This window comes from Pseudonocardia sp. TMWB2A (assembly GCF_017312135.1).
In genome coordinates, this window is sequence record NZ_QKQY01000004.1 from 45732 (window position 1) to 69390 (window position 23659).

General features: G+C 70.2%; 25 protein-coding genes and 3 pseudogenes. 13 read left to right on the plus strand and 15 right to left on the minus strand.

Features of this window, described 5'->3' with window-relative positions; all coding sequences use genetic code 11:
- Positions 1-76: 76 nt before the first annotated feature.
- The 7 genes from DMP17_RS45320 to DMP17_RS45350 all read right to left on the minus strand — a co-directional run bounded on the left by DMP17_RS45320 (position 77) and on the right by DMP17_RS45350 (position 6153).
- Positions 77-1246, minus strand: a complete 1170-nt coding sequence (locus tag DMP17_RS45320) for a DUF932 domain-containing protein (RefSeq protein WP_337832861.1) — start codon at positions 1244-1246, stop codon at positions 77-79.
- Between the two features lie 339 nt (positions 1247-1585).
- Positions 1586-2608, minus strand: coding sequence for a tetrahydrofolate dehydrogenase/cyclohydrolase catalytic domain-containing protein (locus DMP17_RS45325; protein ID WP_337832862.1), 1023 nt, complete (start codon positions 2606-2608; stop codon positions 1586-1588).
- A complete protein-coding gene (locus DMP17_RS45330) occupies positions 2605-3129 on the minus strand; it encodes a hypothetical protein (RefSeq protein WP_337832863.1) in 525 nt (174 codons plus the stop codon). The genes DMP17_RS45325 and DMP17_RS45330 overlap by 4 nt, the downstream gene beginning before the upstream one ends.
- A 32-nt stretch (positions 3130-3161) precedes the next feature.
- Positions 3162-4163: an amidase gene (locus DMP17_RS45335; protein ID WP_337832864.1), complete on the minus strand. Its 1002-nt coding sequence runs from the start codon at positions 4161-4163 to the stop codon at positions 3162-3164.
- 203 nt (positions 4164-4366) lie between these two features.
- Positions 4367-5245: a DUF5753 domain-containing protein gene (locus DMP17_RS45340; protein WP_337832865.1), complete on the minus strand. Its 879-nt coding sequence runs from the start codon at positions 5243-5245 to the stop codon at positions 4367-4369.
- 18 nt (positions 5246-5263) lie between these two features.
- Positions 5264-5845 (minus strand): DUF6879 family protein, encoded by a 582-nt coding sequence (locus tag DMP17_RS45345; protein WP_337832866.1) that lies wholly within the window; start codon positions 5843-5845, stop codon positions 5264-5266.
- Complete coding sequence (locus DMP17_RS45350; protein ID WP_337832867.1) at positions 5842-6153, minus strand: hypothetical protein; 312 nt, start codon at positions 6151-6153, stop codon at positions 5842-5844. Before DMP17_RS45350 ends, DMP17_RS45345 begins: the two co-directional genes overlap by 4 nt.
- 234 nt (positions 6154-6387) lie before the next feature.
- Here DMP17_RS45350 and DMP17_RS45355 point away from each other — a divergent pair, with 234 nt between their 5' ends.
- The 6 genes from DMP17_RS45355 (at position 6388) to DMP17_RS45380 (ending at position 11888) form a co-directional block, all read left to right on the plus strand.
- Complete coding sequence (locus DMP17_RS45355; RefSeq protein ID WP_337832868.1) at positions 6388-6765, plus strand: hypothetical protein; 378 nt, start codon at positions 6388-6390, stop codon at positions 6763-6765.
- Positions 6766-6769: 4 nt separating this feature from the next.
- On the plus strand, positions 6770-7780 hold the full coding sequence (locus DMP17_RS45360) for a hypothetical protein (protein ID WP_337832869.1): 1011 nt from the start codon (positions 6770-6772) through the stop codon (positions 7778-7780).
- A 155-nt stretch (positions 7781-7935) separates the two neighbouring features.
- Positions 7936-9891 carry a type IV secretory system conjugative DNA transfer family protein gene (locus DMP17_RS45365; RefSeq protein WP_337832870.1) on the plus strand — a complete coding sequence of 652 codons (1956 nt, stop codon included), beginning with the start codon at positions 7936-7938 and terminating at the stop codon, positions 9889-9891.
- 79 nt (positions 9892-9970) lie between these two features.
- Positions 9971-10867, plus strand: a complete 897-nt coding sequence (locus DMP17_RS45370) for a hypothetical protein (RefSeq protein ID WP_337832871.1) — start codon at positions 9971-9973, stop codon at positions 10865-10867.
- A 518-nt stretch (positions 10868-11385) separates the two neighbouring features.
- On the plus strand, positions 11386-11658 hold the full coding sequence (locus DMP17_RS45375) for a hypothetical protein (protein WP_337832872.1): 273 nt from the start codon (positions 11386-11388) through the stop codon (positions 11656-11658).
- Positions 11655-11888, plus strand: a complete 234-nt coding sequence (locus tag DMP17_RS45380; protein WP_337832873.1) for a Clp protease N-terminal domain-containing protein — start codon at positions 11655-11657, stop codon at positions 11886-11888. Before DMP17_RS45375 ends, DMP17_RS45380 begins: the two co-directional genes overlap by 4 nt.
- A gap of 99 nt (positions 11889-11987) precedes the next feature.
- On the opposite strand, the gene DMP17_RS45385 is transcribed toward DMP17_RS45380, so the two are convergent.
- From DMP17_RS45385 to DMP17_RS45415, 7 genes and pseudogenes are all read right to left on the minus strand, one after another.
- Positions 11988-12260 (minus strand): hypothetical protein, encoded by a 273-nt coding sequence (locus DMP17_RS45385; RefSeq protein ID WP_337832874.1) that lies wholly within the window; start codon positions 12258-12260, stop codon positions 11988-11990.
- A 161-nt stretch (positions 12261-12421) separates the two neighbouring features.
- Positions 12422-13810, minus strand: a complete 1389-nt coding sequence (locus DMP17_RS45390; protein ID WP_337832875.1) for a hypothetical protein — start codon at positions 13808-13810, stop codon at positions 12422-12424.
- Positions 13811-13943: 133 nt separating this feature from the next.
- Positions 13944-14303 (minus strand): hypothetical protein, encoded by a 360-nt coding sequence (locus DMP17_RS45395; protein WP_337832876.1) that lies wholly within the window; start codon positions 14301-14303, stop codon positions 13944-13946.
- A gap of 357 nt (positions 14304-14660) precedes the next feature.
- Complete coding sequence (locus DMP17_RS45400) at positions 14661-15050, minus strand: hypothetical protein (protein WP_337832877.1); 390 nt, start codon at positions 15048-15050, stop codon at positions 14661-14663.
- 69 nt (positions 15051-15119) lie between these two features.
- On the minus strand, positions 15120-16442 hold the full coding sequence (locus DMP17_RS45405; RefSeq protein WP_337832878.1) for a hypothetical protein: 1323 nt from the start codon (positions 16440-16442) through the stop codon (positions 15120-15122).
- An 85-nt stretch (positions 16443-16527) separates the two neighbouring features.
- Positions 16528-17176, minus strand: a pseudogene (locus DMP17_RS45410) (3-oxoacid CoA-transferase subunit B).
- Positions 17173-17823: pseudogene (locus DMP17_RS45415) on the minus strand (CoA transferase subunit A); the annotation flags it as partial. The pseudogenes DMP17_RS45410 and DMP17_RS45415, both read right to left, overlap by 4 nt.
- Before the next feature lie 41 nt (positions 17824-17864).
- Between DMP17_RS45415 and DMP17_RS45420 the strand changes: the two are divergent.
- The 3 genes from DMP17_RS45420 (at position 17865) to DMP17_RS45430 (ending at position 20891) form a co-directional block, all read left to right on the plus strand.
- Entirely contained in the window at positions 17865-18233 is a 369-nt protein-coding gene (locus DMP17_RS45420; protein ID WP_337832879.1) for a VOC family protein, read from the plus strand.
- Positions 18234-18404: 171 nt separating this feature from the next.
- Complete coding sequence (locus DMP17_RS45425; protein ID WP_337832880.1) at positions 18405-18818, plus strand: VOC family protein; 414 nt, start codon at positions 18405-18407, stop codon at positions 18816-18818.
- 750 nt (positions 18819-19568) lie between these two features.
- Positions 19569-20891: a hypothetical protein gene (locus DMP17_RS45430; RefSeq protein WP_337832881.1), complete on the plus strand. Its 1323-nt coding sequence runs from the start codon at positions 19569-19571 to the stop codon at positions 20889-20891.
- Positions 20892-21501: 610 nt separating this feature from the next.
- Here the strand turns inward: DMP17_RS45430 and DMP17_RS45435 are convergent.
- Positions 21502-22056: pseudogene (locus DMP17_RS45435) on the minus strand (DDE-type integrase/transposase/recombinase); the annotation flags it as partial.
- 161 nt (positions 22057-22217) lie between these two features.
- On the opposite strand from DMP17_RS45435, the gene DMP17_RS45440 reads away from it, so the two are divergent.
- The 4 genes from DMP17_RS45440 (at position 22218) to DMP17_RS45455 (ending at position 23524) form a co-directional block, all read left to right on the plus strand.
- Positions 22218-22490, plus strand: coding sequence for a hypothetical protein (locus DMP17_RS45440; RefSeq protein ID WP_443218003.1), 273 nt, complete (start codon positions 22218-22220; stop codon positions 22488-22490).
- 93 nt (positions 22491-22583) lie between these two features.
- Positions 22584-22874, plus strand: a complete 291-nt coding sequence (locus DMP17_RS45445; protein WP_337832882.1) for a nitrilase-related carbon-nitrogen hydrolase — start codon at positions 22584-22586, stop codon at positions 22872-22874.
- A 69-nt stretch (positions 22875-22943) separates the two neighbouring features.
- A complete protein-coding gene (locus tag DMP17_RS45450) occupies positions 22944-23174 on the plus strand; it encodes a hypothetical protein (protein ID WP_337832883.1) in 231 nt (76 codons plus the stop codon).
- Complete coding sequence (locus DMP17_RS45455; protein WP_337832884.1) at positions 23171-23524, plus strand: DUF4352 domain-containing protein; 354 nt, start codon at positions 23171-23173, stop codon at positions 23522-23524. The genes DMP17_RS45450 and DMP17_RS45455 overlap by 4 nt, the downstream gene beginning before the upstream one ends.
- Positions 23525-23659: the final 135 nt, after the last annotated feature.

Below are 23659 nucleotides of genomic sequence, written 5' to 3' on the forward strand. Positions count from 1 at the left end.
CCCGGGCCCGCCGACCGACACCCCGCTGAGTACAAGCGGGGGTGCCGGTCGGACGGGCTACCGAGGCAGGGAGCGGTCAGCGCGCGGCCGCGGCGAAGGTGGCCGAGAGCTGCATGGCCTCGATGCCACGGGACTCGACCTCGTAGGCCTCGTCGACGTCGGTGATGGTTTGGGCGGCCGCGGTGACCGCGTGCAGCACCCCACCCGAGGTCGGGGCACCGCCCCGGATGAAGTGGGTCAGGATCGAGTCCTGGGCGGCTGTGGAGAACCGCAGCTTCTTGCCGACGTGCTCGATGGTCTGCTGAGGCCGGGTGACCTCGACCCCGGCGTCGGCCTCGATCTCGGCGATGCGCTCGGCCACCCAGACCGGGTCGAGGAACTTTCCCACAGCGTCGCGGGTCATCTTCTTCGCCAGGGCCAGGCTGGCGGCCTGGGTGTCGGACGACCAGTCGATCTGGCCGTGCTCGAGGCGCCCGCCGGCGTGGACCTCGTCGATGGCGTGGCGGGTCAGGGTCATGCCGTTGTTGCAGATCTGGACGGTGAGCTGGGGGATGAGGCGGAACTTGCCCTGCCCGGTCTCGGAATTGGTCAGGACGAACCCGGCGAATACCGTCGGATTGTCCGCACCGCGGTCCCCGGAGAACGGGGAGGTGTAGCCGCGCAGCAGGACCGGCGCCATCGCCGCGACCGCGGTGGAGCGGATCTTGACGTACATGCGGGACTCGGACAGGTCCGCCGAGACGATGTCGACGGGGTGGTCGGCCTCCCGGATCCCGTCCAGGCAGGTCATCAGCACGTCGAGGTTCTCGATGGGGCGGTAGCGGTCCGACAGCAGCGCCCGCATCACCCCGTGACGGCCGTCGCCGTCGACTAGGCCGCGCACCAGGAACCGGCGCTCGGGCCGGTGGGCGAGCCAGCCGTTGACGTTGTCGTCGTAGAGGTCGATGTTCTGCTCGCGGGTCCGCCGCAGGTAGGCGACCGGGATGCCGAGCTTGTCGGCGATGCCGTAGTCGGCGGTACGGGTCGGTGCGAGGGTCAGGTCACCGGTGGTGACCCCGTCCATCGACAGCTCGCTCCTGCCGGCGCCGTGCACCAGCATCTGCCCGCCAAGGGCTGCCAAGGCGGACGCGGCGACGACGTGGTCGGTCTTGGCGGCCTGCTGGGTGCGCAGCAGCTCGACCATGTCGCTCAGGTCGGCGTTTCGGGTGGTCAGCGAGACGGCGTTCTGGTCGGTGGTCTGCTCCATGGCAGGGACTCCATTCTCTCGGGCGTACGCACCGGCTCTGGGGAAGCGGGGCCGGTGCGGTCCCGACCGCTGTGGTGGGACGTGACTCGCCCGCACCTCGCGGTCCGGCGCGGCGGGGCCGCGCGCTCGCCCGACCGGCGTGACACCACCCCGGACCGCACGACAGGAAGCCGACGACGCGACCGTGGTGTCACCTGCGTCGGGTGCGGCAGGCGCTGCATCGTCGGGCAAGCCGGGCCGCGGGGTGCAGAGTCACCACGGCTCACTCGGCTGCGGTCTGACCTCTCCCGGAGCCCTGCACTCACCAATGGCCTGTTGCCGGTGGCGCAGCTGAAGTCCTCAGTCCAGGTCGACGCCGTTGTCTTCATCGAGGTCGTAGGCCTCGTCGATGTCGTCGCCGAGTTCCTGTGTCTGGAACTGTCCGTCCTGGATTTCGTGGTGGAGCTGTAGCTGATGGTCGACGTCTGTATCCACGGTCGTGAGGGCTTCGTGCTGTGTGCTGAGGCCGTGGAAGTGCCACGAGTCGAGCCCGGGGGCGGCGCGTTGCTGGACCAGACGTTCTGCGAGGACGGCCATCTCGACCGGTCCGATCCCCCCGGGGACGGGGGTGAGAATTCGCGGCAGCGGGGCGGCGTCGGGGTGGAGGTCGCCGCGGGGGCCTGCTGGGTGCGGGGTGAATCCGGAGTCGACGACCAGGCGATGTCCGGGGTGGATGTGGTCGGGGGTGAGCAGCCAGGGGCTGCCAGTGGTGGAGACGACGTCGGCGTCACGGAGACGTCGCAGGTCGTCGCCTACCTCGAGGAGCATCGGGTCGTGGCCGCCCTGGCGGAGGAGTGCGACGACGCCGGAGCCGACGAAGCCGCTGCTGCCGACCACAGCGATCCGGGCGCCGGGGAGGTAGGGCTCGGCGATGCGGGCGACGCCGTCCGCGGTTGCGCATGCTGTGCTTGGCGCGAAGACGCCGAGGGAGTCAATGTCCTTGGCAGGGTCGATCTCGTTGAGCAGCGCGAGGCCGCGCCGAGGTGGCGGGGTCTGGATGATGATCGCGGCGACGAGGGGGTCGTCGTTGGCGCGGTGGATGAGGTCGGAGATCTCGTTGGTGCTGGCGGTGTCGGGGACGACGACGAGCTCTGGCGTGGCGCCGAGCGCGGTGAAGGTCCGCACTTTCTGTTCGGCCGAGATGCGGGACGCCTCCATCCGCGCGGCCCAGACTGGGTCGTCGGTGGTCGCCTCGAATCGCACGACCATCACCCTGACGCGGTGTTCTCGCAGTGTTGCGGCGTAGGCGTCGCGGTAGGTGTTGCGCACCTCGCTGAGGATGGCGCGGCCCGGGACCTCGCGGGTCTGGGTTGTGTCGGTCATCCCCGGGTCGTGCCGGTGTCGGCACTGTCCTGCCGGGGTCGGGGGATGTCCCAGGGCATCGCGGCGAGGACCTCCTCGACGGGGCGCAGTCGGAGCTCGCCGAGCAGTCGGCGGAAGTCATCGTGGTCGAGCAGCACGACCTCGTCCCAGCCCGGGATGCTGTAGCGGTCGAGTGTCCAGTGCAGGTCGACGCGGCTCAGTGTTTCCGGGCCGGTCGGGTCGACGCTGGAGAACTGGCCGTGGTGGACGAGCCAGGTGATCGCGTTCGGGTCGACGCTACGCGGCACGAGCTGGGTGCACGCATTGTTCGCGGCGCCGGCGATGTCGGACAGGATGTAGTGGCCGCGGGGCTGGCCACGGAGCTCGCTGAGCACGACGGTCAGGAGGAGGCGATCGGTCGCGGCCGGGTCACGGGTGCCGCGCAGCCGCGCCAGGCATGACGTGGTTGACCCGTAGCGGTGAGTCCAGCTCAGGATCGCGTCGCTGGCCAGTGTGAGGCCGTGGGTGTGGGCCGTCGTCATGGTGTTCATCATCGTTCACGGCTCCGGGTTCGTCATGGCCTGGTCAGTGGGGGAGCGATCGGGGCCGTGGGTATGTGGGCGTCGAGTAGTTGCAGCAGCAGCTCGTCTGCGCGGGGCCGGGCGATGAGCTGCAGGCCGACCGGGGAGCCGTCGGTAGTGAATCCGGCCGGCACGCTGGCTGCGGGGTGCCCGGAGAGATTGATGCCCCACGTGAGCGCGACGCTGAGGTGGTCTCCGGGGCCGTCGTGGCCGTGTGCTCGTCCGGGGGTTGTGGGTGTCAGCAGTAGGTCGGCGCTCTGGAAGAGTTCGGCGAGCCGGGTGTTGTGGTCGCGTCGCGATCGCTGTGCGTGGCGGTGTTCGGCTGCACTCGAGGAGGTGCTGCGCAGCGTCGTCCAGGCGCGCTGGGGGTCGGTGAGGGTGACCCCGGGTCGGGACAGGGTCAGGCCGGCGCGGGCGCACAGGGCCTGGGCTGCTCGTTCGGCGATCTCGGCCACCTCGGGGTCGAGGTGTGGACCGGCGTAGCCGAGGGTGGCCGACCATGCTGCGGTCGTCAGGGGGCTCGGTGATGTCCCTGCCTGGGGCGACCAGTCGGGGAGCACGGTTGCGGCCCAGTGCTGTAGCAGGGTCGGGTCGCGGACCAGCGCTCCGGGCACGGCGAGCCCTGTCGGGTCGGAGGTGGGGGCACGGCCGGTGGTGGGTTTGAAGCCGATCACGTGGCACCACGCGGCCGGGATGCGGACGGATCCGGCTCCATCACCTCCGCAGGACAGAGGGACGATTCCGGCAGCCACCGCCGCGGCGGCGCCGGCGGACGACCCGCCGGGGGACAGGTCCGGTCGCCACGGATTCCGGGTCGGGCCGCGGTCGGTGTGGCCCCAGGTTTGGTGGCGGGTTCCGGGTCCGGGCACCGTAGTGGTGCCGATCGTTACTGCGCCAGCGTGGACAATGCGTTGAGCAGCGGGTTGATGCAGCCCCCGGCGGCCTTTCACGGTGATCGGCAGGCCCGCTAGGCCAGGAGCGTCCTGGGGGGACACTGGGATGCTGCCGCCGGGTAGACGGCCGATCTCGAGGAATGCGCGCAGCGCCGGGTCGGCGCGGCGGGCATGCTCGAGAGCGGCATCAACAGCCGGGTTCAGGCCATGGTCGGGGTCGGGTGTGCGGTGGTCCGCAGTACGGGTGTCGTTGATCGAGGCTGTGCTCTCCTCAGTTGCACGGGCAGGGCCCGTTGCTGACAGTTCTAGTCGGCTGGGTGGCCGGTGCTGTTGAAGATCTGAGCGTAGGTGTCGTCGGCCAGCTGGCGGACCAGCTGCCGGGACTCCCCGGAATCGAGTGCTGCGTCGCGGTAGATGCGGTGCCGGCGCCGGTAGCGCTCCACTCTGGTGGGGTCGTCCTCGCGGTATTCGCTGGCCTCGAGCTCGACGACGACAGTGGCCGGAGTGTCCTGCCCGGTGAACTCGAACAGGTCGAAGCTCGCCCCGTATCTGCTGGGCATGTCGGTGTCGGTGGGGATGATGCGGAGCGAGACCGTCGGGAAGTCGGCGACCTCGGCGAGCCGGCGGAGCTGCTCGGCCAACACCGCCGGGCCGCCGAGCCGGTGTCGCAGAACGGCCTCGGTGATGACGACATCGAGGTTCGTCGTGGGCTGGTAGATCAGTTCCTGGCGGGCGAGGCGGGCCATCACGGCGGCATCGGCATCCTCGGCACCGAGACCGACGACCTCGCGCATCAGGAAGTTGGCATAGCGGGCGGTCTGCAGAAGTCCGGGGATCATGGCGTTCTGGAACACCCGGATCTGGGTGGCGGCACGCTCCAGCTCGTCGTATCGCGCCTGGTGGGCGCGCCATCCGGCCGTATGCAACGTGGTCCAGTCGACCATGCCGCCGGCTTCGGCGGCGAGGCTGAGCAGCGAGTCGAGGTCCGCGCCGGTCGCATCGGCGGTGTGTTCGGCCCAGGACCGGATGAGGTCTTCGTCGAGACGGCGAGTCTGGCCTGTCTCGAGTTTCGAGACAGTGGCCTGGGAGATGCCGAGCAGCAGGCCGAGCTCGGTGCCGGTGAGCCCGGCGGCCTTCCGGCGCGCGCGCAGGCGCGAACCGAGCTGTGTCTTGGCCTTCTGCAACCAGGGGCTCCTTCGGGACTACCGGCTCAGGGACGGGACGGTGAGGGCGGGCGGTGGGGGTACCGGTGTGGTGCGCTGGCGGGGGACGGTGTCGAGTGCGTAGCGCCCGGCAGGCACCGTCGTGGCAAGGTCGGTCAGGAGCTGGCGGATCTGGACGAACGGCGCGACGTCCTCGACAGGCTCGGCTCCGAGGAATCGCCCCTCGTCGTCGAAATGCTGGACGAATGCCGTCGTGTCGTCGAAGAGCCAGAAGTCGGGGACCTCAGACCAGGCTGGGTCGAGCTGTTCGCGGTCGATGACCTCGATGTCTTCGCCGGCGGCGATGTTGTCGGGGTAGGCCGCGAACTCGAAGCGGGTGTAGTCGGTGACGGGTCGGCCGACGACCCGCACGCGTCCGATCTGCGCTCCGCGGGTTCGGGCGTCCTCGACGATGCGGATCCAGCCGTTGTTGTCCCGGGTCTTGCGCGGCAGTGTGCCCCCGCGCAGGAACGCCTGGATGCGTTCCTGCTCTCCGTCGACGGTGTAGACGTCGCGTCCCTCGTAGCGCCAGGCGTAGTCAGTGAACCGGTCGTACATCCGCCCGAGCTCTTCGGCACTCATGCGACTGCCTCCTGGTCGAGTTCGACGAGGTTCTCGTGGCTGGGGGCCTTGATCGTGTTGAGCACGATCGGATCGGTGACTTGCCTGCCCCGCACGAGCACGCGGTCATCGCCGGCGGGGCTGACGGTCCAGGGCCAGTCGGGCTGCCCGGTGGCGTGGGCGTGTCGGCGGAGCAGCTCGTTCGGGACCACGACCGCGTCGGTGTCACCCCTCACTGCGTCTCCCTGCACGACGATCGTTCCCCGGTCTGTGGCGTAGGTGTTCGGGCAGTTCCCGCCCTCGCAGCCCATGTCCGCGATCCTGCGCATTCCGCCTCCGCGTACCTCATGACGAATATTCCGCGAGCACCGACGAGCGTAGCGGCCCTTACACCCGCGAAACGTCCAACGAGGAGCAAATCGGCGCGGTTACGCCCGGAGCAACCAAGCACACGCTAGCGAATATTCGGAATATTCGCTAGCGTTGAGGTGCCTCGGCGGGTGTTACAGCACCCGCCGAGGCGTGGATCGCACGACCTGACTTCGACTCGAGGGGTACGACCCATGTCCAGGATCGCAGTGCCCTTCCCGCCCCGTCCCGGGCCCCTGGCCGCTGGAGGCGGTGCGTTCGTCCAGATGACGGTCGTCGACGGCCTCGAGCACGAGATCGGGCCGGACGACCACAGCTCGGGCCTTGGCAGGGGGTGCTACCGGGCGATGTGCGGCGCGGTGATCCCGCCGGCGTCGCTGACCGCGTCGCCGGGAGCTGTGTGCCGTGAGTGCGTGGCGGAGGCCGTGCCGTACCCGGAGACGGTCGAGACGGACAGCCGCAGAGCTCGTCGCTCGACGGCGATCTGGCTACGTGGTCTGCGGGCCCGTGCCGCCCGTGCCGCCCGGCTGACCTCGACGGAGTGGGCCGGGGGCGTGGATGTCGCAGCGTAGGTCCGTGCAGTCCTTGCGGGAGCGGGCCGCCCAGCTCGCCGCCGAGGCGGAGCACTCGGCCCAGATCCGTGCACTGTCGGTGCATCCCGATGTGGTCGCGCTGCAGGTTGAGCGGGTTCGCCGGACGGTGAACCGGCTGATGTGGAGCGGCATCGTGCTCGGGATGGCGTTCTGCATGACCAACGTGCAGGAGTTCGGGGCGGAGGGGACAGCGCGGTGGTCCCCGGGCTGGTGGGCAGCGTGGCTGCTCGATCCGATGGTGTCGCTGGTGTTGATCGCGGTGGTGCTGGCGGAGCAGACGACGTCGCGGTGGCAGCTGTCGACACCGGTCTGGGCTCGTCGCGCTCGCTGGGCGACGCTGGGCGCGACGTATGCGATGAACACCTGGAAGGCGTGGGGAGCGCTGGATCCGGGGCTGATTTTGCTGCACTCAGTTCCGCCGCTGGTCGTGTTCGTCGCGACCGAGGCTGCACCGGAGATCCGGGACCGTCTCACCGAGGCGGTCAAGGCCGCTGCGGCGGACTCGGGACGGGGGCCGGCGACAGTTGCTGAGGCCGCTGCCGCGATAGGCATCGCAGGAGCTCAGCCCACAGCCGCTGAACCCACCGAGCTGCAGGCTGTGTCCGCACCGGGCGGCGCTGACGGTGAGCCGCAGATTCGTCCCGCGGACGGTACGGACGTCGTGGGCCGCTGGGACCGTGAGGATCTCCTGAGCGCGGCCCCGGCGGTTCGGGTCGAACAGGTCAAGGACCTGATACGTGGGGGCCTGATTCCGTCGGTGGAGCTCACCGGCTCTCAGGTCGGCGCCATCTTCGGCCAGTCGGCGCGCACTGGGCGCCGCGATATCGAGGAAGCCGAACGACAGCTAGGTACGGCACAGAACTTGGGTGCCAACGATCGGCAGCGGCGTGCAGGCCTGACTGCCGCTCCGGAGCACGACATCGCGTCCGACGGTCCTGGTGTGCTGGTCGTCGTGGGGACGGAGCGCTCTGCGCCGGTGGGGGTGAGCGCATGACTTCTGCCGAGTTGCACAGCGTGCTCCCCGCCCCCGAGGACTCGTCGACGCTCGAGCCCCAACAGAGTCGGGCGACCGATCCGGATCCACCCCGCGACTCCGCCTCGTCCCGCCCTCCCATGCCGTCAGGGCCGACCGCCGCTGCGTGGAGATCCGTGCAGTGGGCGGTGAGCCGGGTGTGGTGGTGGGTGCTGCTACCGCTGGTGCGGTCGGTCGTGGCCTCTGCGGTGTGGGCTGGGCTCGGGCAGCGCTCGGCCGCGGTCCTGTCCAGAGGAGTGATTCAGGTGGGCGCCGGGTGTTCCCTGTCCCTGGGGATGGTGTTGCTGTGCGGGCCGGCGGTCGTGGCGATCGTGGTCGGCGCCGTCGTCACGGGCGGCGCCGCGCTGCTGGTGTGGCTCCGGGTCATGCCCGTTGTGGTGCCGGCGGCAGGCCTGGTGTTCGGGGCAGGCATGCTGCTCTTTCCCGGGACGCTGGTGACGGTCACCGGGCTCGTCCTGGCGGCGTGCGGCGGCGCGGTGTTGGCGATCCCGATCGGGAGAGCGGCCTATGCCCACACCGAGAGGTCCCGGGTCCGGACCGGTTACGGAGTCGACGGGTGGGCCGGGTGGTGGGATCTGCATCGGCACCTGTCCCCGCATGCGGTTCGCCTGGTCGCCGCAGTGACCAGGCCCAGTGTGACCGCGGAGGTCAGCTGTGACGGGTCTGAGAGCGGCTTAATCCCCGGGTTGGTGGAGCGCCTACCGGCCCGACGGTGCGGGACCTGGCTGGGTCGTTCGGTGGTCGGGCCGGTGATTGGTACCGACTGCTTTGCATCGCATCGGGATGTGGTTGGTCTGGTGGCTCCGCCGCAGACCGGGAAGACGGCGTTGATGGGCCATCACGTCCTCGACCACGACGGCCCGCTGCTGGCCACCTCGACCAAACCCGACCTGTACACCTACTGCGCCGGGAAACGGGCTCAGCAGGGTCCGGTGTGGTTGTTCAACCCCGAGCAGCTCGGCGATCTGAGGTCCTCGGTGTGGTGGTCTCCGGTGTCGGGGTGCGCGGACGCGCAGGTGGCTGCGGTGCGGGCTGGGTTGATGGTCGGTGGTGTGTCGACGAGCGAGGACGGCGGTGATCGCTGGGATCAGTGGTCGGTCAGTGTGCTCACCGCCTTGCTGATGGCCGCGGACCTGTCCGGCTCGGATATGGCCACGGTTGCCCGGTGGGTGTTCTCTCCGACCAGTGACGCGCGCAGTGGTGGAGCCGGCGAGGCTCTGCAGATCCTGGGCCGGAATCCCGGCGGGCGCGTCCCGGAGGGAACGCTGGATGCTCTGCGTCAGGTTCTGGCGACCGATGCCCGCAAGACCCGCGATTCGATCTTCATGACCTTATCCGAAGCGGTGAAGTTCATGACCGATCCGCAGGTTGCTGCCCTGGTCACCGGTGGCGCCGGCGGCCAGGAGCTCGATGCCGAGCAGCTCGTTGCTGGTCGCGGGTCGTTGTTCGTGGTCGGATCGGACCGCGAGCATGCCTCGATCGCGCCGCTGCTGGCGGCGATGACGGGCCATCTTTTCGAGACGGCCAAACGGGTCGCCTCGTCGCGGCCGAAGGGGCGTCTGGATCCGCCGCTGGGGTTGTTTCTCGACGAAGCTGCGTTGATCACTCCGGTGCCGCTGGACCGCTGGGTGGCCGACGCTGGTGGCCGTGGGATCCACATCGAGTGGGCGGTGCAGTCACCGTCCCAGCTCGCTCAGCGTTGGGGTGTTAAGGGTGGCGAGACGATCTGGAACGCCACCAACGCCAAGGTCATTTTCGGGGGGCTGTCGCTGCGTGAGGATTTGGAGAAGGCCTCGGTGCTGTGCGGGGACAGGCACGAGCCGCTGCCCACCGGCGGGGGCGAGGAGCGCTACGAGAAGGTGCGGGTGTGCCCGGTCGACCGGGTGCGCACGATCCCGCAGTGGCACGCGCTGCTGATTCATCGCGCGACCCCCGCGACCGTGGTTCGAGTCAGTCCGGTGTGGGAGCGGTCTGACCTGCGCCCGCCGCCTGCGATCATCACCCGGACGCCCGGTGAGACACGCGGTGGGGTTCCTGCCGCCACGCAAACGGTGGGTCCGGTGGCCGCGTAGTTCTGGCTGGTCCAGCGCACCTGCTGCGTCGGACCAGCCACTGTCGCCGTGTCGTTGGGACGAGGGGAGACCGGTCACTATGACCAGCGATGGACCGGGACCGCCGCAGGGCGAGGATCGATCTGCTCCTGGGGGGCGTCGGCCGTGGGCGGTCGTCGTGGGGGAGCAGCTGCGCCAGGTGCAGCGCGAGCTCGACGCCACGGCCCGGCAGGGTGATGAGACCGCCGGTCACGTCGCCGAGATCGCCGACATTCTCGGTCGCATGAGCCCCCGACTTGACGACGTCGAACAAGGGGTTGCCGCCCTCGGTGGCGCGGTCGAGGCCGCCGTTGCGGGGACGGGTGCCGGGGACGCGGAGGACGAGGCGCTGTCGCTGACCCCGGCGCTGCGCTGGTCACAGCTGGATCGCACCGCCAAGCACGCCGCGTGGGACGCCCTGGGAGGGTTCGTCTCCGAGGTGCTCAACGACGACTACCAAATGTCGCGGCTGGAGCTACCCGACTGCTGGCCGGTGCACCCGCGCGCGGTGCGTGAGCTCGCGTGGCTACGCACCCTCTACATCTCCTCCAGCGCCCCCGGCACCCGCCCGGAGCTGGTAGCCGAGTGGCACGTGCGCTGGCTCCCGGCCGCGATCACCAACCTCGCAGTCGCCATCGACGGGCGCGAGTGCGCCCCGGGCAAGCATCGTGTGACCGAGGAAGAACGCCGCCGCTACGACGACGTCGTCCAGGAGGCCGGATCCGCCGGCCAGCATCCGTCGGCACTGACCTCCGAGCGGCGAGTCGATCGCCCCCGGTATTTCCCCGACCAGTTCCCGCCGCTGCGGGGTCACGATTCCAGCTACGGCGCACGCCAGGCTCGGGCGGCGCTGCTCGACGCGGAGACGCCGGCACCGCCGAGTCGCCCGGAGCATTGGTGGGAGTACTTCCTCGACGCCCGTATGGCCGACATCGGCGGGGACGGAACCGGTGCCTGACGCATCCGGCCAGGTGATCCCGATAGTCAGCTGGCCAAGATTATCGCCCGTTACGGGCGGGTCGATGTGCTCCGTATCGAGTGTTGTGCGCTCCGGACGGCGTCCGGACCGGGCTCCGCGGCGGTGGTGAACTGGCGATGCGGGCGGGCGACGGGATGATCGACGACTTGGTGAGCGTCTGCCGGTCGACCGCGAGCCCTCGAGCCTCAACCGCTCGGACGGCCGTATGGCCCCAGGGCCGGGCCGTTCCGCGTTCTGGGGCGAGTTGAGGCGGCCTGGCCGCGGTCCCCGGAGGGCGGGCCCGGCCGCGGTGTGCGGTTCGGCGCGGGCCGGATCCACCTCGACGGGGTGTGGGTCACCGACCTGGACGCCTCGGCGCCGGAGGGCACCAAGCCGCTGCTCCGCTGACCTGGCTCGACCGGCACGGCCCGCGCGCTGTGTAATCATCTGTGCGATTGGGGTTGATTGTCGCTTTGCGCGTTCTAACGTTGGGGGCTTCCTACGCACGGGGAGCAACGATGCATAACCGGATCTGGACCACGCTCGCAGCCACCGGCCTCACCGGAGGACTCGCGCTAGCTACCGCAGGGGTCGCCACCGCCGCACCCGCGAACGCCCCAACCGCCCATGCACCGGCCGCCATGGTGATGCAGGACCCCGTGCGCTTCTTGCCCACGGCGGGCTTCTGCGACGCCGAGTTCGACGGCGAGACGACCCTGTACAATGGCTCGATCTGGCGGTGCATGTTCCTCATGGACACCGGCTGGCAGTGGCTCCCGGTGGCCCGGTGACCGACCAGCTGCCGCAGACTCCGCGGCTCCAGGCCGTGATGACCCGAGCTGCGGCGATCGCGCAAGAGCACGGGCTCAGCAAGATCGGGGTGGAACACCTCGTCCTCGCCGCGCTGGAGGACGAGCATTCCGTCCCGGCGCAGGTGTTCGGACGCCGAGATGACCTCGCTGCCGCCAGGGAGGACCTGGAGCGCGTGATGCGGTCACCGGAGTACCGCGCCAACCTGTAGGCCGGCCGTCCCGGTCACACCCCGGGACGCCCGCACGGCCCGCCCCCGTTAGCCCCGGGGGCGGGCCGTCGTCGTCTGGGGCGGCGTGGTCGGTCGTGGTCAGTACCGCAGGTTGTAGAGCGACCAGCTGGTCTCCTGGCTCTGGGTCGGGTTCCCGTTGGAGATGCAGCGGTACTCGGAGGTGTCGGGCCTTCCTCGGTAGGCAGCGATCGCCTCCTCGCACGCACCCCTGTTCGCGTAGGTCGCGACGTAGCTCCAGGTTGGAGACTGGGCAGGGGCAATGGGAGCTGCGACGGCGACCCCGGCACCGACCGACGTCAGCGTGGCGACCCCGAGTGCGAGGCCGATCATCGTGGACCTGAGAACCCGCATCGTCCTACTCCTCCTGCTTAGTGATCTTGGACCTGACGGAGGTTAGGAGCACGCTCCCGGGACCCCTCCCGGCTCGGCTCGGGGCTGGAGGGTCCTGCTGTGGTCGGAGCGCGGCCAGCTCATCAGATTCGCCCGATCCTCGTCCCTGACCGGTGCGGGTTTCAGTGGGTATGGCTCGACGGGAGGCCGCGGGCCTCGCGCAGCTCGCGGAGGTGCTCGCTCAGCGCTTCCCTGGCGGCCATCCGCGCCCCTCGTCCCGCTGGCCGGTCCCGCAGAACCGGCGACAGCGGCGCAGGAGGGGTGGGCCCGCTGCCGGTGCCAGTGCTCGCCCGCATCCGGCCGATCTGCACGGCGCGGATCTCGCCGAGGCGTCCCTGCCAGGGGCGCAGGCGGGCCCCGATGACCCGCAGGGGGTCCCGGGCGCCGGTGGTGACCGGTCCACGCGGTCGGTCGGGGTGGTCGGGGTGGTGTTCGAGTGCGTGGCGCAGCCCAGCGACGGTCGCGCCGGCCTCCCACCACGGCTTGAACAGCGACCGGGCACGCCAGATGTCGATCGTGCCCCGTTGTCGGCCTCCTAGGCCGAGAAGCGTAAGCAGGGTGAGGGTGGCTTGGTTCCTTGCACCGGGGGTGTCAGGGACGTCGTAGGGGTGCCACTTGCTCGCCTCGGTGACTTCCGACCGTCTGCCGCCCGACAAGGGCTTAAGACTCACGTGAGAAGTGGGGAGGTCGCCACTTTCATCCACAGTGGTCTGAGCTGGGTGTCCGTGTGTGTGGTCGGTCGGCGTGGTGAGCTGGGGGAGAGGGCTGTGGGTGACCAGGGCGTAGGTCGGTGTGCGGCCGGTGTCGGTGCCGAGGAACTCAGCACTGGCCCCGGCTTCGACGACGACGAGCAGGCCGCGGTCGCGGGCCCAGGCCAGGACACGGGACACGGTGCGGGCGGCGCGGCCGCCGGCGGCGCCGAGGCGGTCGGTGGTGAGCCCGGTGATCAGGCCGGTGTCCCAGTCCATGTGGCAGACCAGGCGGCGCAGGATCGCCGACCAGCTGGCGCGCTTGTCCGAGCGCCACTCCTCGTCGTCGACGAGGCGGGCGATGTAGTCGAGGGCCTCGTGCTGGGAAGTCAGCACCCGCCACTGGCGGTCGATGAAGTTGCGCCACCCAGGGTGCGGGGTGAACCCGCGGGCGTGTCGGGCGCGGGCGCGGGTGACACCGCGGGCGCGCGCTCGGGCGGTGGGAGGCAGGGCGCGGCTCGGGCGCCCGGGCCCGCTGGTGGGGCCCGCGGGCGGGCGGGCGGCGCGGCCGCGTGGCGTGCGTCGGGCCCCGGTGGTGTAGCGGATGCCGAAGTCGCCGGCGGGCGGTTGCGCGCCGAGGGGGAGCTGGTGGATGAGGCAGAGGTCGGAGGTGGGGCCGGAGGCCAGGGTGAACGCGCCGTGCTCGTAGCAGCGGATGCAGAACCCGGTCTCCGCCGCTGGTGAGCGGCGGTTTTCCGGGCATGACGAATTCGCCCCGTGTCTAAGGTGGTTGGCTCCCGGCCCAGGATGTATCCTGGACACGCGAAAGCGCCCCTTCTTCGCAGGTGGGGTAACGGCCCCGGTTCGCCGGGGCTACGGCATCAGGCGGGTGCAGGTCCGGCTGACGCGAGAACGATCCGAGGCGGTCTCCTGGCAGGGAGACCGTCTCGTTCTTTTAGGAGGCCTTGGTCAGGGGCTGCTCCGGGCGGTTGTACTGGACCGGGATCTGGCCCGGGATCTCGTTGCGGTAGCGCAGGCCCAGGTGGATCAGTGAGCCTGCGACGAGCGAGATGCTGCGGTCGCGTTCCCGGGCGATCTCGCGGACGACCTGGTCGTCGGTGATAGGGATCCGGGCGGTGAAGTCTGTCGACTCGCTGGTGGGGACACGAAGAGGCAACTCGTCTGGGAGCTCGTCGACGTGCTGGAGCCCGATGTTGATGAGCTTTGCGGCAGTCTCTGAGACGTACCAGCCGAGGTTGGTGGCCAGCGTCTTGAGCGCAAGATCGTCGGCCAGCAGTACCCGTGGAAGAACCACTGCACGCGGGCCCTTCGACGGGCGCCCTGTTGGTCTTCTCGCCATGGCGATGATCCTGCCTGGTTTTCTGAAAGGGGAACAGCGCGACACGCCCGCCAGCTTTCAGAAATTCTGGAGCGACATCGGGGCGGCCCCCTCTCGTCGACGCTCAGACGCTGCGAGGTGGGTGACGATTGAGGCCGCTCCTGCGATGAGTCGCCCCGCCTTCGTCGGCAGCAACGGCCCCGTCAGCGCGGACGCAGACGCCGCTGGCGCGGCGGGCTTTGGTCGAGGCACGTCGCGACGACACCGTTCAAGGTGTGGCCGCGTCGTCGCGAGTGGACTGACGCTCGACGCTGGAGAGGCGGGTGGGGATGATCAGGCCGCGGAAGATGCGTTCGTTGGCCGCCTGGCTGAGCCGATAGCGAGCGACGTCATCGCTATCGGAGCGGACCCCAGTTCGTCTCGCAGTTCGGCGAGGCGACGGCTGTAGCTGCCGCGGACTGCTGCGAGCTCCCCGGGGTACTTCGGTGACAGGACGCGCTGTTGGTGCGCGCAGTCGGCGATGCGCGCTCGCAGGTCCTCGATCCGCTCGCGGTCGGGCGCCGGCTTCCCGCCTTCTCGTTCGAGCAGGGCGACGTAGCAGCCGAGGACCTCGTTGATCGCTTCCTGCGCGGCCTCGTAGCCGACCGCGGTATCGCTGTTCCACTGCCGCGGCGGGAGGTCGGCAACCACGTCGTCCGGGGTGGTCGCCGTTCTCGAACTCACCACGGGCTGTCCTTCCCTCGCGGACCTCCAGCATATCTGCCGCACCTGTCATCTAAGGGCCGCGAATGGTCACCTCGGCATCCGAGAAGACGACCGGGTCGAGAGGCGGCGGTTCTGCGCCCGCCGGTCTGTGATCATCAGGGCAGTGGCGAAGGCGGCCTGGACGGCGACGTAGCCGAGGACGAAGGGCAGCATGACCAGCGCGGGGTGTGTCGTTGCCGGGTCCGGCAGCGGGATGAGTGAGGCGATGGCGACGACCAGTCCGCAGTTGAGCAGTGACAGGCGGGCGTAGCCGACGCCGTCGCCGTCGGCCTGGCGTCGCGCCAGCTCGAAGACCACGACGAGCCGGAACAGCACACCGACCATGAGCGCGGCGATGATCGGAGCGCCGACGGTGTAGCCGAGCCCCAGTACCCGCAGGACCGGCCAGCCCAGGGCCGCGCCGAGCGCGAGGAGCGGGACGAACAGCAGCAGCATGCGGCGTCGTGTCCGGCGGGCGAGTTCGAGGGCGCGGTGCGGCTCGCGTGCGGTCTGCACGGCCAGGGAGTTGGTGAAGAACACCGCGGCGGTGTCGATGACGACGGTGGCCTGCCAGGCGATGAAGAACACCGCCCCGATGGCGTTGCCCATCCGGAAGTTCGCCAGCAGCGGGATCTGGTTGTAGAGCAGCACCGCCCCGAGCTGGGCCACCGCGGTCGGAGCCAGGAACCCGGCCATCACGGTCCGGCTGGGCAGGACACCGGGCCCGCCCGCGGCGGCGAATCTGCGGACCAGGAACCACAGCACGATGGTGCCGACCCCGATCCACACCACGACCGGGATCACCCAGGACAGCACCATGCCCTGCGATGCCAGCCCCGCCCCGAGCACGGCCAGGAGACCGATCCGGGCCACGGCGAAGGTCCCGCTGCGCCAGACCGCCAGCCAGGGCCGTCCCGCGGCGACCATGACGAAGTCGTGCACGACGAACACGCCCCACCCGGCACAGCCCAGCACCAGCAGCAACAGGCCGAACCCGAAAGAGCCCTGCCCGGCGGCGACCAGCGCCACCCGCGGGACGAGCAGCCCGTAGACCAGACCGGCCAGCCCGGCCAACGGCATGATCAGCAACAGGCTGCCGAACACCAGCCGCACGGACTTGCGGCCCGCCCCGGGCAGCCACCTCATGATGCCGATACCGAGATTGAGCTGGGCCGCGCCGCCGATCAGCTGCATGGCCGAGACGAACTCCGTCGCCCGCCCGACCTCCTCCTGGGGCATCACCCACGCCGCGATCAGGAACCCCAGCAGACCGGCGACGGAGTTGAAGACCGAGGTGAGCGTCAGAGCCAGCGAGTCTCCCAGCTCACGGTGCCCCTGGCTGGTCGAGGAGACGGAGGTGGAGGGAGGCATCGCCGCGACGCTACGGCAGCCCCGCGCGAGCCCCTCCGGATCCGCCGGCGCGGCGGTTCCGCTGGCTCGCTGCCGAGCGATCACGTCACCGATGTGACGAGGTCTCCACGAGAAGGGCAGCACCGGTCTTCGAGCGAACGTCGTCCTCCGTGACTCCGGGAGCAAGTTCGCGCAGGACGAGACCGGACTCAGCCACGTCTATGACGGCCAGGTCGGTGATGATGCGGTCGACGACGCCTTCACCGGTGAGGGGAAGACTGCATGCGTCGACGATCTTGGGGGAGCCGTCCTTGGCCACATGTTCCATGACGACGATGACGGTGCAGGCACCGTGGACCAGGTCCATCGCCCCGCCCACGCCTTTGACCATCCGCCCCGGCACCATCCAGTTGGCGATGTCGCCCGACAGAGAGACCTGCATGGCACCGAGAAACGGTGGTGTCGATCTTTCCGGCGCGGATCATGCCGAACGACAGAGTGGAGTCGAACACGGCTGCTCCGAGCAGCATGGTGACGGTCTCTTTGCCGGCGTTGATGAGGTCGGGGTCGACGGTGGTGTCAAGGGGGTAGGGCCCGACCCCGAGCAGGCCGTTCTCGGCGTGCAGGATCACGCCCGCGTCCTCGGGCAAGTGGTCGGGAATGAGGGTGGGCAGGCCGATCCCCAGGTTGACGTAGGTGCCGGGGCGGAGCTCTCGGGCGGCGCCGGCGGCCATCTGGTCGCGGGTGAGTGTCATCGCCTGCTCTCCTGCGTGGTGCGCTTCTCGATGTGCTTGAGGTCGGCGTCTGCGGCGGACAGCTCGACGACGCGGTGGACGAAGACCCCCGGCAGGTGGACCTCGTCGGGTGCGATCTCGCCGGGCTCGACGAGCTGTTCGACCTCGGCGATGGCGATGCGCCCGGCTATGGCGCACAGCGGGTTGAAGTTGCGGGCCGCGGCGTGGAGGACGAGATTGCCCAGCCAGTCCCCACGGGCGGCCCGTACCAGCGCCACGTCGATGTCGATGGCTTCTTCGAGCACGTAGCGTTGCCGACGTTGGGTGCCGTCGGGAAGTGTCGTGGGGAACTCCCGGACCTCCTTGGGTGAGGAGGCGACGGCGACTTGGCCGTCGGGGCCGTAGCGCAAGGGGAGTCCGCCGTCGGCGATGAGGGTTCCGACGCCGGCCGGTGTGTAGAACGCGGGGATGCCGGCACCGGCGCTGCGGAGACGTTCGGCCAGGCCGCCCTGCGGCACGAGTTCGAGCTCGAGCTCGCCGGCGAGGTACTGGCGGGCGAACTCCTTGTTCTCACCGATGTAGCTCGCGGTGACCCGGCTGATGCGCTGCTGTTCGAGCAGCACCCCCAGGCCGAGGCCGTCCACGCCACAGTTGTTCGAGGCAACTTCGGCTCGGTGTTAGGGAGGGTCGATGACCGCTGCCGTCCATCATGTCGAACTGTGGACCCGAGACCTCACCGAGACAGCGCCGTCATTCCACTGGCTGTTCACAGAGCTTGGCCGTGCGTGACGACGGCTGGGACCGCGGCCGAATCTGGACCCACCCCTCGGGCGTGTACGTCGTCCTGGAACAGTCTCCGGCCGTCCACGGCATGCATGACCGGACGCGTCCAGGCCTGAACCATCTGGCCCTGGCCGTGTCCGATCGCTCCCGGCTCGACGCACTGCGAGCGGACTGCGCCGCGCACGGGTGGTCCGAGCTGTTCGCCGGGACCTACCCGCACGCCGGCGGGCCGGACCACACCGCGCTGTTCGTGGAGAACACCGAGGGCTTCGAGGTAGAGCTCGTCGCACCCTGACCGGACCTGCTCAGTTGCCGCGACCGGTGCTCACCTTCGCCGGGAACATCCTCGAAACCGGCTCAACGTCCTGCCGCCTCTCCCACGCTCGAAACGCCAGAGTCAGCCGACTTCAGTCACGATCCCGCTCGTCCCGACTGAGTGCGGACCGGGCGCGAGATCATGGCAGCCATGGCATTCCTGCAGCTCACCACGATCATCGTCAAGGACTACGACGCAGCAATCAGGTTCTTCACCGACGCGATCGGTTTCGATCTCATCGAGGATTCCCCAGCCCGGACCAACGACGGCCGCGTCAAGCGCTGGGTCGTCGTCCGCCCACCAGAAGCCCAGACAGGGATCCTGCTCGCGCAGGCCGATGGCGACCGCCAGCTCGCAGCACTAGGCGACCAGCACGCTGGACGCGTCGGGTTCTTCCTCGAAGTCCACGACTTCGACGCTCGCTACCAGCGCATGCACTCCGCCGGAGTCGAGTTCGTGACCGAACCACGCGAAGAGCCCTACGGCCGCTTCGCTGTCTTCCTCGATATCTCCGGCAACCGCTGGGATCTCATCCAACCCAGCCACGACACGCCTGCAAGCTGACGAAGCCGTCTCTGACCAACACACGCCACCCCCGCGACCACGGCCCCTCGTCATCGACCGGGGCCATCCTCAGTGACCACGGTGGAGCCATTCGGCTTGACGACACCCAGTCGGTGCAGCTCAGGTGCGGCGCCACCACCAGGGAAGTGACGGGTCGACGGTGGGATTGTTCAGAGTCTTGTTCAGGAACCGGGCGTCGAGCTGGGCGATCTGGCGGCGGAGCGATGCGCGACGATGCCGAGGTAGGGCGTGCAGAGCCTGCTCGAGGACATCTCGGCTGAACGGGCCGATGAACTGGACCCAGTCGTTGTTCTCTCGCTGGAGCGTGGAACGTGGTTTGAGGGTGACGCGACGCCACGAGAGAAGATCGGTGCGGACGCTGCCCGAGGTGAGCTGTGGTCGGTCGAGTCGGTCGAGCGCCCGGCTGATCGAGAGCGGAACACCGCGTATCGCAGTCGGGCGCGGCTGACGCTGGTTTCTCGCCCGTACCTGGGCGGGGCGCCTACGCGGCATGGACCTTTCGGATCGGAACCATGCGTCCAGCCTCCCAGGATCCGGCGGGCGCGGGAAGAGCAGGGGAGTCCGCCCTGTTCCGGGCCGTTTCTTGCGGGCGCGAGTGCATCGTGCCGATCGTTGTGAGTGACCCACCTGGTCACTTCCGCCTGCGCGGCTGAGGCAGGCGATAATCTCCCGTTATCTGACCTATCCTGCGATCGCGGGCGCAGGACCATGTCCAGGAGAGGGGCCCGGATGAGCATGGAGAAGGGCGCCGACGCCCGCCCGGACGCCGACCAGGGCCCGGTTGCGGGCGTCTCGGCCGAGCCCAGGGCCGGTCTCGACGCCGCGGTGCTGCCCGACGGTGTCGCGGCGGCCGCGGCCCGCGCCGCATCCCTCGCCGCGCTGGCCGCCCGCGCCGACGCCCACGCGACCGCCGCGCGAGCACCGCGCACCCGCGCCGCCTACGCGGGGGACTGGGCGCACTTCTCCCGCTGGTGTGCCGCAGCGGGGCTACCGGCGTTGCCGGCGGCGGTGGACACCGTGCGGCTCTACCTGGCCGACCTCGAGGCCACCCGCAGTTCGACCGGGCAGGCGGTGTTCTCCCCGGCCACGATGGGCCGGCGCCTGGCCGCGATCGCCGCCGCCCACCACGACGCCGGCCACCCGTCCCCGACCCGGGACCCGGCCGTCGGCGCGGTCCTGACCGGCATCAAACGCACCCGCGCTCACTCCACCCACCAGATGCGCCCGCTGCTCCTGGAGGACCTGCGCACCGTGCTCGCGGACATGGGGTTCGGGACGTGGCCGGCCGGGCTGATCGGCGCCCGCGACGCCGCCGCGCTGCTGATCGGGTTCACCGGGGCGCTGCGGCGCGGCGAGCTCGCCGCCCTCACCGTCGCCGACGTGTCCTTCCACCCGGCCGACGGGCTGCACGTGCACATCGCCCGGTCCAAGACCGACCAGACCGGCCGCGGCGCCACCGTGGTGCTGCCCTACGGCGCCCGGGCCGGGACCTGCCCGCCGTGCGCGGTGCTGCGCTGGATGGGGCTGCTCGCCGCCGCCCCGCACGGGCGCCCAGCCTCGATCCGCGCTGTCCTGGCCACCCCGTCCTGGACCAGCCTGGACCACCTGTTCCCGCACCCCGACCCCACCGACGGCAGCGCTCACGACCGTGACGACCGCGCTGACGACGTCGGCGCCTCCTCCCCGGGCGGAACCGGCGCCGCGGAGTCTCCCGGGCGGGCGGCCCGGTCGTTCCGGGCTCCGCTACCCGCGCTAGCCGGGCACACGCCGCTACTGCGGGCGATCCGCCGCGGCGGCACCCTCACCGACACCCCGATGACCGGCGACGCCCTCCACGCCATGGTCCGCCGCCGCGCCGACGCCGCAGGCCTGCCGGGCCCGATGGGGTTCCACTCACTGCGCGCCGGGTTCGTCACCACCGCCCGCCGCAACGGCGCCGACCACGGCTCCGTGCGCCGCCAGACCCGCCACAGCAGCGACGCCATGATCGAAACCTACGACCGCGACCAAGCCCCACTCGTCGGCAACGCAGTCACCAGGCTGGGCTTGTGAGCGCCCAACGCGACGGCGAGCTGCTCCAGGAGCCCCACCCTGCATGGGTCTGGTGGTGGCGGTCTTGGACCGTCGTGGTGATCGTATATGTGCTGCTCTGCATGCCGTGGGGGCTTCTGAGAACACCTGACGGCGGGGGCTGGTCCTGCCTTCTGAGCGTGACCGCTCTGGAATGTCTGCTTCCGATCGCAACCTCGACGTGGCTGCGGGCATCGCAGCCCTACGCTCACGACCGGACCATGCTGGTCTTGTGCCGCGAACTCACCCTCGACCAGCGCCGAGCGGTCCACCGGGCGCTACGCCGCGGGCGTGGGGACGACATCGCACCCGACCACCTCGCCTACGCCCGAGCCAGAACGTCCCGGACCAACCGCGAGCTGGTCCCCGGGACCGGAATCGTCGGACCGATCTGGGGACAGGTACTCCTCGCAGCAAGCCGAGAGCTCGGCACCCCATACTTCTGGCTGATCCTGTCCATGGCAGTCCTGGGAACGACCTTCTCAGCCACCATGATCGTTCTACAGCGGCGCAGAGAAAGCACAATGCGACGTTCCGCTAGGTGTGGTCTCCCACCGATCAGCAGGTTGACCAACCTGTCCGGGCAGTACAAGGCCCAGCCGTCGGCCAGGGTGCGGTGGAACCGTTCGATCTTTCCGTTGGTCTGCGGGCGGTAGGGACGGGTCCGTTTCGGGGTGATCCCCAGCGCCTGGTAGGTGTCGCACCAGGCGTGGGACCGGTAGGCCGAGCCGTTGTCCGACAGGACCCGGCGGGTGGTGACGCCGCGGGCGGCGAACCAGGCCACCGCGCGGCGCAGCACAGCGATCGCGGTGGCGGCGGTCTCGTCGTCGTGGATCTCGGCGTAGGCCAGGCGGGAGTGGTCGTCGAGCACGGTGTGGACGAATGCGGAGACCATCTTCGCCTGGTGGTGGACGTTGCGGGGCTTGCCGGGGGTGGCGGCCCGGTTGCGGTCTCCTTGGGCGCGCCCGACATAGCGCCAGCCGCCGCCGTCGGGGATGTTGCCCAGCTTCTTCACATCCACGTGCAGCAGATCCCCGCGGGCGGGTTGTTCGTAGCGGCGCACCGGTTCTCCGGTGGCGCGGTCGAGGTGGGCGAGGCGGTTGATCCGACACCGCACCAGCACTCGGTGCACCGTCGAGGGCGCCACGGCGGTGGCCTCGGCGCCGGCTGCGATGGCCTCGGCCAGCTCGGTGTAGGGGTGCAGGGCCACCGCACGTCCCAGTTGGGCGGTGGCGGCGGCGAGGTGATCCAGGTCCTGAGTGAGCACAGCGACCGCACACAGGGGCACGTGCTCGTAGCGGCCACAGGGTGCGAGCACCGGGGCCCGGCCTGGCGGCCCTGGTCGGGGCACGAGCCGACCGGGAGACGGCCGTCGCGATCCTCGCGCACGCCCGCGACCACCTGGCGCCCTACCTGCGGGTGCGGCGGCTGGAGTTCGCGGAGCTACCGAAGACGATCTCCGGCAAGATCCACACGGTCGAGCTGCGCGCCCGCGAGCGCGACGACGCCGCCGCCGTGGCCGCGACCGAGTGGCGCTACGAGGACCTCCCCGAACTGGGGGACGGCCCTCCTCGCCGGTGATCCACTACGGTCGGTCCGCCGGGGGCCCCGCACGTCGCGGGTGCCCGGAGGACGCCGTGCGACGTCGCGCGGCTCGGACGTGAGGAGTGCGGTGTGGACCGTCGGATCACCGTGGCGGCCGTGCAGCCGGCCCTCGAGCTGGGTGCGGTCGAGCGGAACCTGGCGCGGGTGGAGGCGCTGGTGCGTGACGCCGTCGCCGTCCACCGCCCGGACGTCGTGACGCTGCCCGAGGCGGCGACCTCGCCCAACGTGTACGACCGCCGGCTCCGGTCGGTGGTGTCGCCGGTCGACGGCGCCCCGATGCAGCTCTACCGCAGACTGGCCCGCGAGCCCGGGGTCGTCGTCGGCGGCGGATTCGTGGCGCAGCGCGGCGCGCACGCCTAATGACGGGGTGACGCGGCCGAGCCCGGCCGGGGTCGGGCGCCAACTGGTCGCGCGGTTACCAGGACCTGGATGGCGCAGGGCCAGTACCCGCAGTACAACCAGGCCCCGCCGATCCCGCCGCCCGCGCCGAAGAAGAAGCGCACCGGGCTCAAGGTGACCCTCGGAATCCTGGTCGCGATCGTCGTCATCGCGATCGCCACCGGTGGTGGCGGCGACGAGCAGGCCCCGGCCTCCGCCTCGGGCGACGCGAACGCCGCCCCTGCCGCCGCCGGTGCCCCGCGAGCGGGGACCAGTCGGTGAAGTTCGGGCAGGAGGCCACCTCCGGGGATCTGGTCATCTCGGCGTCCGCGCCGGAGAAGGTCACCGAGTTCGGCATGACGCAGGCGTGCTCGACGGTCACCTACAAGAACAACGGGTCCAGCCCGGCGTCGTTCAACCCGTTCGACTGGAAGTTCACCACCCCGGCCGGTGTGGAGGCGTCCGCGTCGATCCCGTTCAACGCCGGGGCGAAGGCGCTGAACTCCGGTCAGCTCGCGCCGGGCGGCACCACCTCGGGGATGATCTGCGGCGACCAGCAGACCACCGACGTCAACGCGGTGAAGTACGCACCCTCGTTCAGCGTCTCCGACCCGATCACCTGGACGAACTGACCACCCTCCCCCCGAGCTGCGCGCCGAAAGCCGGGGTAGTCACGCACAACGACACGGCGCGCAACCGAGGCCCCCGTCGCAGCAGCACTACGGCGGGGGCCTCATCACGTTCGCCGTTCGGATCGCTCTCCGGGA

Bases quoted from the DNA above. Each gene is read 5' to 3' on its own strand.
- DMP17_RS45320 (WP_337832861.1), bottom strand. From the start codon at position 1,246: ATGGAGCAGACCACCGACCAGAACGCCGTCTCGCTGACCACCCGAAAC.
- DMP17_RS45325 (WP_337832862.1), bottom strand. From the start codon at position 2,608: ATGACCGACACAACCCAGACCCGCGAGGTCCCGGGCCGCGCCATCCTC.
- DMP17_RS45330 (WP_337832863.1), bottom strand. From the start codon at position 3,129: ATGACGACGGCCCACACCCACGGCCTCACACTGGCCAGCGACGCGATC.
- DMP17_RS45345 (WP_337832866.1), bottom strand. From the start codon at position 5,845: ATGAGTGCCGAAGAGCTCGGGCGGATGTACGACCGGTTCACTGACTAC.
- DMP17_RS45350 (WP_337832867.1), bottom strand. From the start codon at position 6,153: ATGCGCAGGATCGCGGACATGGGCTGCGAGGGCGGGAACTGCCCGAAC.
- DMP17_RS45355 (WP_337832868.1), top strand. From the start codon at position 6,388: ATGTCCAGGATCGCAGTGCCCTTCCCGCCCCGTCCCGGGCCCCTGGCC.
- DMP17_RS45370 (WP_337832871.1), top strand. From the start codon at position 9,971: ATGACCAGCGATGGACCGGGACCGCCGCAGGGCGAGGATCGATCTGCT.
- DMP17_RS45375 (WP_337832872.1), top strand. From the start codon at position 11,386: ATGCATAACCGGATCTGGACCACGCTCGCAGCCACCGGCCTCACCGGA.
- DMP17_RS45385 (WP_337832874.1), bottom strand. From the start codon at position 12,260: ATGCGGGTTCTCAGGTCCACGATGATCGGCCTCGCACTCGGGGTCGCC.
- DMP17_RS45405 (WP_337832878.1), bottom strand. From the start codon at position 16,442: ATGCCTCCCTCCACCTCCGTCTCCTCGACCAGCCAGGGGCACCGTGAG.
- DMP17_RS45420 (WP_337832879.1), top strand. From the start codon at position 17,865: ATGTCGAACTGTGGACCCGAGACCTCACCGAGACAGCGCCGTCATTCC.
- DMP17_RS45425 (WP_337832880.1), top strand. From the start codon at position 18,405: ATGGCATTCCTGCAGCTCACCACGATCATCGTCAAGGACTACGACGCA.
- DMP17_RS45430 (WP_337832881.1), top strand. From the start codon at position 19,569: ATGAGCATGGAGAAGGGCGCCGACGCCCGCCCGGACGCCGACCAGGGC.
- DMP17_RS45450 (WP_337832883.1), top strand. From the start codon at position 22,944: ATGGCGCAGGGCCAGTACCCGCAGTACAACCAGGCCCCGCCGATCCCG.